The organism is Nocardia sp. NPDC003963, from assembly GCF_053605105.1.
On record NZ_JBSGIP010000031.1, the window covers coordinates 18,522 to 30,431 of the forward strand.

Below are 11,910 nucleotides of genomic sequence, written 5' to 3' on the forward strand. Positions count from 1 at the left end.
TCAGCGACCTCGCAGACCTGCGTCCAGTACCGCCCGGGCGACCGGCGCGGCGACCGACCCGCCTGTTGCCGCCAGCGCCCGGTCACCGCCGTTCTCCACGATGACCGCGATGGCGATCTTCGGGTTCTCGGCCGGGGCGAAGGCTATGTACCAGGCATGTGGTGGTGTATTTCGCGGATCGGCGCCGTGTTCGGCCGTACCGGTCTTCGACGCGATCCGGTAGGACGTTCCACCGCTGCCCGCGGTGTTCTCCTCCGAGGCGACCATCAGGTCGGTCAGCGTAGACGCTACCTCGGCGCTCACCGCCTGGCCGACCGAGACCGGCTCGGTGGTGGACAGTTCGCTCAGGTCCGGGTTCTGCAGCTGGTCGACCAGGTAGGGCTCCATCCGCACACCGCCGTTGGCCACCGTAGCGGCGACAACGGCATTGTCGAGCGGGGTGAGCGCGACATCACGCTGGCCGATACTGCTCTGCCCGAGGGCGGCGTTGTCCGGGATATTGCCCACCGTGCTCTCGGCGACCGGCATCGGGATACCGCGGTGTGGCCCGATCCCGAAGGCCGCGGCCTCGTCTTCCAGTGCCGCCGCGCCGACCTCGACCCCGAGCTCCACGAACGCGGTGTTGCAGGAACGCCGGAACGCCTCGTAGAGGGTGGCGGTGGGGCCGGACCCACAGGTGGAACCGTTGTAGTTCTCCAGGGTGGTGCTGGTGCCCGGCAGCGTGATGTTGGGCGCCGCGGTGAACTGGGACTGCGGATTCGCCTTCCCGTTCGACAGCGCGGCCGCCGTGGTGATCACTTTGAACGTCGACCCGGGTGGGTAGGTCTGCGAGATCGCCCGGTTGATCATCGGCTGGTTCTCGTCGGCGCTCAGATCTTCCCAGGCCTGTGTGCCCTGGGCGCCGTCGTGCCCGGACAGCAGATTCGGGTCGTAACTGGGGGTGGACACCATGGTCAGGATCTTGCCGGTGCTGGGTTCGATCGCCACCACCGAGCCGGTGTAGCCCTTGCTGGTGAGCTCGTTGTAGGCGACCTGCTGCATCGCCGGATCGATCGTGGTGACCACATTGCCGCCGCGAGGGTCGCGGCCGGAGATCAGGTCCACCAACCGGCTGCCGAACAGCTGTCCGTCGGAACCGTTGAGTACCGGATCCTCGGCCCGTTCCAGCCCGGTGCTGCCGTACTGCATGGAATAGAACCCGGTCACGTGGGCGTATGCCTGCGGATCGGTGGGGTAGACGCGCAGGTACTTGTACCGGTCGTCGGTGGCGACCGAACTGGCCAATACGGTGCCGCCGGCGGATATCTGGCCGCGCTGACGGGAGTATTCGTCGAGCAGCACCCGCGAGTTACGCGGATCTGCCCGGTAGTCGTCGGCCTTGATGACCTGCACGTAGGTGGCGTTGAGCAGCAGAGCGACGATCATCGCCATGACGGCCATGGCCACCCGGCGCAATGGGGTGTTCAACGCGGGAGACCTCCTTGCCGTCGCGACACCATCACGGTCTGGGCTTCGGCCAGCGGTGCGGGCGCCGGCTCCCGGCGGCGGGCCGGGGCGGGCTCGCGGGCCGCGTCGGAGATCTTGATGAGCAGGGCGATGAGAATATAGTTCGCCAGCAGTGAGGAACCGCCGTAGGAGACGAACGGCGTGGTGAGACCGGTGAGCGGAATCAGCTTCGTCACCCCGCCCACGACCACGAAGACCTGGATGGCGATGGTGAACGACAACCCGGCGGCGAGCAGTTTGCCGAAACTGTCCCGGATCGCCAGCGCGGTGCGCATACCGCGCAGCACCAGCACCAGGAACAGGATCAGGATCGCGGTCAGACCGATGAGGCCGAGTTCCTCACCGATGGTCGTCACGATGAAATCGGTTTTCGCGAACGGCACCTGTGAGGGGCGTCCCGCGCCCAGACCGGTACCGGCCAGCCCACCGGTGGCCAGGCCGAACAGCGACTGCACGATCTGGTAGCCGGTGTTGTTGTAGTCGTCGAACGGGTGCAGCCAGGTCTCCACGCGGACCCGGACATGTCCGAACATCTGGTAGGCGAAGACGAATCCGAGGGCGAGCAGTCCGCCGCCGATCAGCAGCCAGCCCACCCGTTCGGTGGCGATGTAGAGCATCACCAGCACGGTGCTGAAGATCAGCAGGGAAGTACCGAGGTCCTTTTCGAAGACCAGTACACCGATGCACACGATCCACACCGCGAGGATCGGGCCCATATCGCGGGCACGGGGGAACTCCATACCGAGGAAGTGCCGGCCGGCCGCGGTGAACAGTTCGCGTTTCGAGACGAGTACCGAGGCGAAGAAGATGATCAGCAGGATCTTCGCGAATTCGCCGGGTTGCAGGCTCAAACCCGGCAACCGGATCCAGATCTTGGCACCGTTGACCTCGGACAGCGAACTGGGCAGGATCGCCGGGATCGCGAGTGCCACCAACCCGACGAGGCCGAGCGTGTAGGCGTACTTGGCCAGTGTCCGGTAGTCGCGCAGCACGATGAGGATCGCGACGAACAACACGATCCCGAACGCGGTCCACAGGATCTGCTGGTTCGCGTCGGGGGAGGGGATATCCCACGAGTTGTAGGCGGCGGTCTGCTGATCGGCCAGATCGAGCCGGTGGATCAGCACCAGGCCGACCCCGTTGAGCAACGCGACGATCGGCAGCAACAGCGGATCGGTGTACGGCGCGAACCGGCGCACCGCGAGGTGCGCGACGGCGAAAAGACCGAGAAAGGCAAGGCCGAGCTTTGCGATATCCCAGGTCAGCGATTCTTCTTGGCTGGCTTCGACCAATGCCAGGGCGGCGGTGGTGATCAGTGCCGCGAATCCGAGCAGCACGAGCTCGGTATTGCGCCGGGTCGTCGGCGACGGCGCCGGAGCGAAACCGCCCGGGGGGCTCGGAAAAGCCCCGGCGGACGGTGGTGCGGGTGCGGACATCAGTCCGTCACCCGGCAGTTCTCCCCCGCGATCTGGGGCTGAGCGGTGGTCGTCGGAGCCGGGACGGTCGTGGTCGGCGGCGCGGGCGGCGCCGGGTTCTCGGCGGGCGCCGGCGGCTGCGTGGCCGGGGCGGGCATCGCGTCGGTGGGGGCGGGGGCCGGGGCGGGCGCCGGTGCGGGCGTGGTGGTGACCACACCCGGCTGGGCGGCCGAGGCGTTCTTCTTGCACACCGGCAGCAGTTCGCGGTCGGCCAGGACGGCCATCTGTTCGCGGGCCTTGTCCAGGGTGCCGGGCGGCAGCCCGCGCTCGACCTGGTCGCGGCCGGTCTGCTCCAGATCGCTGACCTTCAGCACTCGGCAGCCCTGGGGCAGTGCGGCGCCACTCTCGACGAGACTCAGATCGCCCTTGGTGGTGACACAACCGACGAGGTTCACCTCGTGGATGGAGTAGCCGAGGATCGAACCGGGTAGCCCCTGCATGACCACGACACTGTCGTTGTCCGCGCCGACGTAGTAGTTGGTGCGGATCATCTTGTAGCCGACCGCCAGACCGACCACGACCGCGAGGACGAGGGCGACCGCGAGCAGCAGCCAGCGGAGTTTATGGGATTTCTTGGGCTGCGGCTCGGGTTCGCCGGCGGCCCGCCGCGGGGCGGCGGCCGGGGGGCGCATGGCGGCGGCCCGGCCGGCGGCGGTGTTCGGCGGCGGATTGTCCTCCGCCTCACCGGACGCGGCACCCGCGACGATCGGATGGCTCTGCCCGTAGTCGAGGTCGATGACATCGGCGACGACGACGGTGACATTGTCGGGCCCGCCGCTGCGCAGGGCGAGCTCGATGAGCCGGTCGGCGCATTCGTCGGTACTGCCCTCGCGCATGGTGTTCGCGATGGTCTCGTCGCTGACGACGTCGGACAGGCCGTCCGAGCACAGCAGATAGCGGTCTCCGGCCCGGGCCTCGCGCATCACCAGCGTCGGCTCGATCTCGTTACCCGTGAGCGCGCGCATGATCAGCGACCGCTGCGGATGGGTATGGGCCTGTTCCGCGGTGATCCGGCCTTCGTCCACCAGCGACTGGACGAAGGTGTCGTCGCGGGTGATCTGGGCCAGTTCGCCGTCGCGCAGCATATAGGCGCGCGAATCGCCGATATGGACCATGCCGAGTTTCTTGCCCGCGAACAGGATGGCGGTGAGCGTGGTGCCCATACCGTCGAGTTCGGGTTCTTCCTCGACCTGTTCGGCGATGGCGGAATTACCGGCGTGGGTGGCCCGGTTCAGTTTGCCGAGTAGATCCTCGCCGGGTTCGTCGTCGTCGAGATGCGCCAGGGCGGCGATCATCAGTTGCGACGCCACTTCGCCGGCCGCGTGGCCGCCCATGCCGTCGGCAAGGGCAAGCAGGCGGGCGCCGGCGTAGACGGAATCTTCGTTGTTGGCGCGGACGAGGCCGCGGTCGCTGCGCGCTGCGTAGCGGAGAACAAGTGTCACGATCGGAGCTCGATCACTGTCTTGCCGACCCGGACAGGAGTGCCGAGCGGAACGCGGACTGCGGTGGTGACTTTGGCTCGATCGAGGTAGGTACCGTTCGTCGAGCCGAGGTCTTCGACATACCAGTCGTCACCGCGTAGGGACAACCGGGCATGCCGGGTGGAGGCATAGTCATCGGTGAGCACCAGCGTGGAATCGTCCGCACGGCCGATCAACACCGGTTGGGTACCGAGCGTTATGCGGGTACCGGCGAGAGAACCTTGAGTCACCACAAGATATTTGGCGCCCTTCTGGCCCCGGCGCATGGACGGCAGCACCGTGGAACCGCGCGGTCCCCGGGTCTGGAGTCGTTTGCCGGAAGCCGCGTAGATATCACTGCGGAGGGTACGCAGGATTGCCCACACGAACAGCCACAGCAGCAGGAGGAACCCGGCACGGGTCAGCTGCAAGATCAATCCCTGCACGGCGCTCCACCTCCTGTTCGACCGCGTGTCGGTGCTGTAGGCGTGGTGCAACCCACCCCACTGCAATGCTCGTCCCCGCGGGACCGCTGTGCGGTGCCGCGCGTGTGTTGGCACATCATAGGGCCGTCGGACGAGACCGATCACGATTAGGCCGCCTCATTATGCGAGAGGCGCCTCGTGATCCGCACGGCGAGCCTACGGCATCAGACAATACGGATAAGGATCTCGGAGTGCCCGGCACGGATCACATCGCCGTCGGCGAGTTGCCAATCCTGCACGGGGGAGCCGTTCACCAGGGTGCCGTTCGTGGACCCGAGGTCGGACAGCATCGCGGTCTGGCCGTCCCATCGCACCTCGATATGACGCCGGGACACACCGGTATCGGGGAGGCGGAAATGCGCGTCCTGACCGCGGCCGATGATATTGCTGCCTTCCCGCAGCTGGTAGGTCCGGCCGCTGCCGTCGTCGAGTGCGAGCGTCGCGGAGAAGGCGGTTCCGCCCGCCGGCGCGTAGCCGGCCGGGGCGCCGTAGCCGCCCTGCTGGCCGCCCTGCTGCGGGTAGCCCTGGCCCTGCTGCTGGCCGTAGCCCTGCTGCTCGTAGCCCTGGTCGTAGCCGGGCTGCTGGGCGTAGCCCTGCTGGTCGTAACCCTGGTCGTAGCCGGGTTGCTGGGCGTAGCCCTGTTGGTCGTACCCGGGCTGCTGTGCATAACCCTGCTGGTCGTAACCCTGGTCGTAGCCCTGCTGGCCGCCCTGGTAGCCCTGGTCGTACCCGGGCTGTCCCTGGTAGCCCTGGTCGTAGCCGGGCTGCTGGCCGTAGCCCTGCTGGTCGTAACCCTGGTCGTAGCCGGGTTGCTGGGCGTAGCCCTGTTGGTCGTACCCGGGCTGCTGTGCATAACCCTGCTGGTCGTAACCGCCCTGCTGGCCGCCGTAGCCCTGGTCGTAGGCTGCGCCGCCCTGCTGGTAGTCGTAGCCGTTCTGATAATCCTGGCCGCCGTTGTAGGCCGCGCCGGGACCGTAGTCCTCGGGGTACGCGCCGTTCTGCGGCCCGCGTCCCGCGGGTCCGGGAGCGTACCCGCGATTGCGTGGATCGGACTCCGCGTGCTCACGGCTCGGGTCGTAGCCAGAGTTCTGCGTCATGGGGCCAGCTCCTGGTTGCGGGTTAGCGGGTCGTTGTAGCGGTTCCGGGCGGCGAGCCGGTGCAGCTCCGCGGTTCGCGTCGGGGTCGACGCGACCGCTCGTCCTGAACATTCCGGTGTGCAGCGTAGGGGATGCCTCGAACGCCACGTGTACTTCGCCGTAGGTCTGCCAGCCTTGATCACGGATGTAATCCTGCAGATGTTTGGCGAAAGCGCGGGTGGTGAGGTCGTGATCGGCGTCCAGTTGCCGGTGGTCCGACGAGTTGATGGTGATCACGTAACTGTTGGGTGCGAGCAGATGCCCACCGCCGACATCTCGGACGTTGTCGGCGGCCTCACGCTGCAGCGCTGCCTCGACTTCCTGAGGAACGACGTTCCCGCCGAATGCCCTGGCGAAGACGTCACCGACGGCGCCCTGTAGGCGACGCTCGAAGCGCGAGACGATCCCCATGCGGGCCCTCCCTTCGGTGAGTCTCTCCTCATTCTTTACGACGACACGCGAATACGGCGTGTCGTACTACGAGCACGTTCTCTGCATGATATCCACGATCGGCTACACCTGTAACTACCGGAACCGTGCCGGAGTTCCCTCCGTTCGGAGAATTCACGCTCGAGCCCAGGTGGAAGAACCTTTCATCGGGCCCGTGACCACGTGATTTCGTCTGCCGGACACCTCCGTGCTAGTGTCTGTCCGTCGCTCGGGCGAGTGGCGGAATGGCAGACGCGCTGGCTTCAGGTGCCAGTGTCCTTCGGGACGTGGGGGTTCAAGTCCCCCTTCGCCCACCGAGAAGAAGCCGTGAATCCATCGGATTCACGGCTTCTTCTGTTTTGCCGGAATCGCCGGCGCTCGGATCGCCCCACTCGGAAACCGTTGATGTGGCAGTGGTCACGTATGCGTGGGCAAGCCTGCCCATCGTTACTGGAACGTGTTACAGAAATATGCCGGAAAAAGCATGTAATCCGTTGACTCCATATCTGAACCTGTTCTAATTCATTTCATGCGGAGATATGAAGGCCGTCGAGTGGTGGTGACAGGCGCGGGTTCGGGAATCGGCCGGGGTGTGGTCCTGCGACTGCTGGACGAGGGCGCTCGGATCGTTGCCGCCGATATCGACGAAGCGGGTCTGGCCGGCACGGTGGAGCGGGCCGGCGATGCGGTCGAACGGCTCGGCACCGTCGCCGTGAACATCGCCGATATCGAATCCGTGCGCGCGGCCGCCGATACCGCGCTGCGGGATCTGGGTGGGCTGGATGTGCTCGTCAACTGCGCGGGCATCCTGAAACCGGCCCGGACGCACGAGATGCCGCTCGACGAGTGGAACCGGGTCATCACCGTGAATCTCACCGGCACATTCCTGATGACCCAGGCGCTGCTGCCGCCGTTGCTGGAATCCGGCCGGGGTGTGGTGATCAACCTGTCGTCGACATCGGCCTTCCAGGCGGCTCCCTATCTGGCCGCCTATGCCGCGTCGAAGGGTGGTGTGGCCTCCTTCACCCACGCGATCGGCCTGGAGTACGCGAAACAGGGGCTGCGGGCGGTCAATATCGTCCCGGCCGGGATCACGAGCGGGATCACCACCGAATCCATCGCCGAACAGCCCGAGGATGCGGACTGGACACTGTTCGCCCGGCTGACCGGATGGCTCGACGGTGGCGCACTCGGCAATCCGGAGGATATCGCCGGGGTCGTCGCGATGGTCGGTTCCGATGACGGTCGCTATATCACCGGTACCGAGATCCGGGTCGACGGCGGCGCACTCATGTGATCTCCGGCGATATTCCCAGGGGCCGGGGCGGTGGTCACGCCGGACGTGACCACCGCCCCGGCCCTTTTCTTCCGTCTTTCCCGGGTGGACTGTGGAGGAGAGCATCCGGCCGGGTCCCGGCTGGTCGGCGGAAGGGCCGGGGGTCCGCTCCCGCGACTGCCCGCACTCTCGGTATGCCTGAATGAGACCAAGGTCACACAAGAACTTTCCGGTTGCGGCGCTGGTGCTGAGGTTTACCTCACTAGGCCCGTTCGGTGACCCAGTTCACGTCCTGGAATCGCCTTGGTTAACTACCGCGAGGCGCCTCTGGGCCCGCTGTTCGGGGGGTGCGGCAGGTTTGTCCCCAATAAACAAACTCCAGGTATTTTTCGTTCGTATCGGCCGTTCGGCAACCGTGTTAACGGCGCGCGAATGCGCTGGTCGGCGCCGAGTCGGGCGAGTTAACGGCGGTTCGGGCGAACCCATCGGTGAACCCGGCTTCGATTACGCGTAACCATGGTTACGGATATGTCCGTGACCAGTAAAAACCAAATGTACTTGCAAATGAAAGCACCGCTGTAAGGTTGTGGGTGCCTGCTGAAAGTTAGCTGGGAAAGGTCCGGTAGGGGGGTTTCTGGATGTTTGCCGAGCCTCGACGCGTACCTGTGACCTCAGCCGCAGTGGGTTGCGTAGGGATAACGATTGTGTAGAGTCGACGGTAACGCTGGCCGCAGCTAGAGCGGCGACTCGCTGCGGCCAGCGGAATTCAAATGGGGGAATCCACGCAGGTCATCGGATTCACGTTGCTGCGATCTCACAAAACGAGCTCGAACACTGTGTGCTCGAGGTTGTCTATCCGTTATCGCACGGGGTGAACGGCCTCGCCCACCGCACTGGTCCCGGCGTCCGGCCGCGCGGCCCGGCGTCCGGCGGTGAAGATGTAGGCGAGAAAGGCCGCCTCGGCGAGCAGTCCGATCGCGATCCGCGCCGGGGTGGGTAGGGAGCTCGGGGTCACGAATCCCTCCAAAAGGCCCGCTACCAGCAGGGTCGGGACCAGTCCGAGAGCTATTACGGCAGTGGTACGACCTTGACGGGCGACGGCCTCCGCGCGGCTCAGCCGGCCCGGATCGATAAGGGTCCAGCCGAGTTTCAGTCCGGCGCCGCCCGCAATGAAAATGGCTGTCAGCTCCAGCATTCCGTGCGGCAGTAGGAAGCCGAAGAACGAGTCGAGTCGCCCGGCCTCGGCCATCAGGCCCGCCGTAATGCCGATATTCAGGGCATTCATGAACAGAAGGTAGACAACAGGGACGATGAGCACGCCCAGGAACAGGGCCAGGGCCGCTACCCAGGCATTGTTGGTCCAGACCAATGCGGCGAACGCATCGTTGGAATGCTCGGTGTAGTAGGTCTCGAAGGCGCCGCCCGGCGCGGTCAGCGCACCGGTGTTCCCTTGGAGCCCAAGAGTTTCGCGAGCCGACGGGTCGTACGTGATCCAGGTCGCGAACCCGGTCGCGACACTCAGGAACGCCACCCCGACACCCAGCCACCACCCCAGGGCGCGATACACCGCGCCGGGGAAGCCGTGAGTGAAGAACCGGCCGATCTCGCTCCAGGTGTTCGGCGCGCTGCCGACGATCCTGCCGCGGGCGCGAGCGATCACCGCACTGAGACCGGCCACGAGTTCGGGTTCGGGACTGTGGGTCTGGAGCCGGGCCAACTGCTGCGAGGTGCGCCGGTAGAGCAACACCAATTCGTCGGCTTCGGCGCCGGTGAGTGTGCGCTTGCGCGACAACATATCCAACCTGGCCCAGGTGGGCCGGTGCCGCGCGCTGTATGCGTCCACGTCCATGGGCTCGCCTCCCGCTCCCGCCGCTTCCGTCGTCGCGTTCGCGACGCAGGTGCCCGCCGCGGACTTCCCGAGCGCGACGACATCCGTGGCTCGTTCTCGGCGAGCTGGTGGCGGCCCGGACCCCCGCGCCACCGACTACGGGGTCGGAAACCGGTCGCCGTGGAAGAATGCTAGGCGATATGGCCGAATTCACGACGGGCGAAGCCGTGGCGATCGAACTGCCGGTCGCCCGCATACCCACCCGCGCGGCAGCGTTCGTGCTCGATCTGCTGCTGCAGGCCGTCCTGGGGGTCGCACTGTTCACCGGTGCGCTGCTGCTGGTCCGTGGAGACGACTCCAACCCGTGGTTCTCCACTCTCACATTGGTTTCGCTGGTCGCGGTACTTGTCGGATACCCGGTCGCTTTCGAGACGCTGCTACACGGTGCCACCCCGGGCAAACTGGCGCTCGGCTTGCGCGTGGTGCGCGCCGACGGCGGTCCGGTGGATTTCCGGCATGCGCTGACCCGGGGCCTCACCGGCGCGATCGTGGATTTCTGGATGCTCGGGCTCTTCGGCGTGATCGCCGTGGTGAGTTCGCTGTGCTCACCGCACGCGCGCCGGGTGGGAGATGTACTCGCGGGAACTGTGGTGGTGCACATACAGCAGCGGCTTTCGATCCCCGCGCTGGCCGTACCACCGGTTCGGCTGACCGGCTGGTCGGCCGAACTGGATCTCACCGACCTGCCCGAGGATCTCGCCCTGGCGGTGCGGCAGTATCTGACGCGGATCAACGCGTTGACCCCGGCCGCGCAGTACGAACTCGGTCACGCGCTGGTCGCGGCGGTGTGTGCCCGGTTGCGGGTGGTTCCTCCCGCCGGTTTTCCACCGGTGCAGATCCTGGGCAGTGTGGTCGCCGAGCGCCAGCGCCGTGCGCTTCCCGCACCGCCGCCCCCGGGGCTGGTCGCGTTCCCACCCGTCTCGTTCGCCGGCACTCGCTGAGGCGGTCGTGCCGGAGTCAGAGCGCGCCGGATTGTTTGAGTTCCAGGTATTCGTCGGCCAGGGCCGCGGGCAGATCCGCTCCGGCCGCGGCGACCACGGCTGTTCCCTGCCGGCGCAGCGATTCCTGTAGTACTGCCTGCTCGGCGATTCTGGATTCGGCGGCGGCGGCCCGGTACAGCTGCGGTAGATCGCCGCGTCCGGCTGCCGCGGCAGCGATATCCGGATCGGTGACCGATACGATCAGCACGCGGTGGCGTTCGGTGAGAACAGGCAGCACCGGTAGCAGGTTCTCGGTCACCGCGGCGCCGTCGAGGCTGGTGAACCAGACGATCAGACTGCGCCGGCGGGCCCGCTGGATCGCGGCCCGGACCAATCCCTCGGCATCGGTATCGACCAGCGCGGGGGTGACCCCTGCCAGGGCGTGCATGAGCTTGGCCCGGACACCCCGGCCGAGACCGCTGCGTACCTCGGCACGTACCTCTCGGTCGTAGGCGAGCAGGCCGACCATATCGCCGCCGGTCGCGGCCAGGCTGCCGAGCAACAGAGCTGCCTCGATCGCAGTTTCGAGCCGGGTGCCCTCGCCGACCCGGCCCGCGCTGATGCGACCGGTATCGAGGAGCATGAGTACCTGCCGGTTGCGCTCCGGCCGCCAGGTGCGCACGAGGACATCGGTGGCTCGTGCGGTGGCGCGCCAGTCGATGGTGCGGACGTCGTCGCCCGGTACGTACTCGCGGAACGAGTCGAATTCGGTGCCTTGACCACGCAGATCGGCCGGACTGCGGCCTTCCGGATGTTGCAGCCGCTTCACCTTGGCGGCGAGCAACCGTTCGCTGCGGAACGGAGGTAGGGCCCGGACCCGGGCGGGAGCGGAGCGGTGGAACTGGTGACCGGCCAGACCGAGCGGTCCGAACAGGCGCAGGGTCACCGGACCGGCCGAGCGGTCACCGCGGTAGGCGGGGGCGAGGGTGGTGTGCAGCCGGACCCGGCCGGATACGGGGACGGAGATGCGGTGTTCGCGCTCGGTGGCGCGGGCGCTGGCGGGCCAGTCGTCCCAGACGAAGCCCCGTAGCGTCCGCTGCCCGGTATTGGTCACCGCCAGTTCGACGTCGGTGGTGGCGCCGAGGCGCAGCACCGACAGCTCCGGCCGATGCAATACCACCTCGTCGGCGCGCGCGGCCAGCAGCCGATCGGTCACGGCGAGTACGAGGATCAGCGCGGTGGCCGCCAGGACGCCGAACCAGGACGGGGCCAGTAGCGTGACCACCGTCGCCGCCGCGGCCGCGACGGCGACCAGCCGGCCGGTGACGACCACGT

The 11,910-nt window shown here is 66.9% G+C and carries 9 protein-coding genes and 1 tRNA gene; 3 read left to right on the plus strand and 7 right to left on the minus strand.

The window, feature by feature from the left end:
* The 5 genes from ACWEWT_RS29385 to ACWEWT_RS29405 all read right to left on the minus strand — a co-directional run bounded on the left by ACWEWT_RS29385 (position 1) and on the right by ACWEWT_RS29405 (position 6,473).
* The gene (locus ACWEWT_RS29385) at positions 1 to 1,467 is read right to left on the minus strand and encodes a peptidoglycan D,D-transpeptidase FtsI family protein (protein ID WP_452563796.1); all 1,467 of its coding nucleotides are present in this window, start codon (positions 1,465 to 1,467) and stop codon (positions 1 to 3) included.
* On the minus strand, positions 1,464 to 2,942 hold the full coding sequence (locus ACWEWT_RS29390; RefSeq protein WP_452563798.1) for an FtsW/RodA/SpoVE family cell cycle protein: 1,479 nt from the start codon (positions 2,940 to 2,942) through the stop codon (positions 1,464 to 1,466). The genes ACWEWT_RS29385 and ACWEWT_RS29390 overlap by 4 nt, the downstream gene beginning before the upstream one ends.
* The gene (locus ACWEWT_RS29395; protein ID WP_452563800.1) at positions 2,942 to 4,423 is read right to left on the minus strand and encodes a PP2C family protein-serine/threonine phosphatase; all 1,482 of its coding nucleotides are present in this window, start codon (positions 4,421 to 4,423) and stop codon (positions 2,942 to 2,944) included. The genes ACWEWT_RS29390 and ACWEWT_RS29395 overlap by 1 nt, the downstream gene beginning before the upstream one ends.
* A complete protein-coding gene (locus ACWEWT_RS29400) occupies positions 4,420 to 4,887 on the minus strand; it encodes an FHA domain-containing protein FhaB/FipA (protein WP_452563802.1) in 468 nt (155 codons plus the stop codon). The genes ACWEWT_RS29395 and ACWEWT_RS29400 overlap by 4 nt, the downstream gene beginning before the upstream one ends.
* A 203-nt stretch (positions 4,888 to 5,090) precedes the next feature.
* Positions 5,091 to 6,473 carry an FhaA domain-containing protein gene (locus tag ACWEWT_RS29405; RefSeq protein ID WP_452563803.1) on the minus strand — a complete coding sequence of 461 codons (1,383 nt, stop codon included), beginning with the start codon at positions 6,471 to 6,473 and terminating at the stop codon, positions 5,091 to 5,093.
* 249 nt (positions 6,474 to 6,722) lie between these two features.
* Here ACWEWT_RS29405 and ACWEWT_RS29410 point away from each other — a divergent pair.
* Together ACWEWT_RS29410 and ACWEWT_RS29415 are read left to right on the plus strand one after the other, a co-directional pair.
* Positions 6,723 to 6,805 (plus strand) — tRNA-Leu (locus ACWEWT_RS29410).
* Positions 6,806 to 7,020: 215 nt separating this feature from the next.
* Positions 7,021 to 7,788 (plus strand): SDR family NAD(P)-dependent oxidoreductase, encoded by a 768-nt coding sequence (locus ACWEWT_RS29415; RefSeq protein WP_452563805.1) that lies wholly within the window; start codon positions 7,021 to 7,023, stop codon positions 7,786 to 7,788.
* Between the two features lie 838 nt (positions 7,789 to 8,626).
* Here ACWEWT_RS29415 and ACWEWT_RS29420 read toward each other — a convergent pair.
* Positions 8,627 to 9,616 (minus strand): stage II sporulation protein M, encoded by a 990-nt coding sequence (locus ACWEWT_RS29420; protein ID WP_452563807.1) that lies wholly within the window; start codon positions 9,614 to 9,616, stop codon positions 8,627 to 8,629.
* 179 nt (positions 9,617 to 9,795) lie between these two features.
* Between ACWEWT_RS29420 and ACWEWT_RS29425 the strand changes: the two genes are divergently transcribed.
* On the plus strand, positions 9,796 to 10,596 hold the full coding sequence (locus tag ACWEWT_RS29425) for an RDD family protein (protein ID WP_452563809.1): 801 nt from the start codon (positions 9,796 to 9,798) through the stop codon (positions 10,594 to 10,596).
* A 16-nt stretch (positions 10,597 to 10,612) separates the two neighbouring features.
* Here ACWEWT_RS29425 and ACWEWT_RS29430 read toward each other — a convergent pair whose 3' ends face one another.
* Positions 10,613 to 11,908 carry a DUF58 domain-containing protein gene (locus ACWEWT_RS29430; RefSeq protein WP_452563811.1) on the minus strand — a complete coding sequence of 432 codons (1,296 nt, stop codon included), beginning with the start codon at positions 11,906 to 11,908 and terminating at the stop codon, positions 10,613 to 10,615.
* Between the last annotated feature and the right edge of the window lie 2 nt (positions 11,909 to 11,910).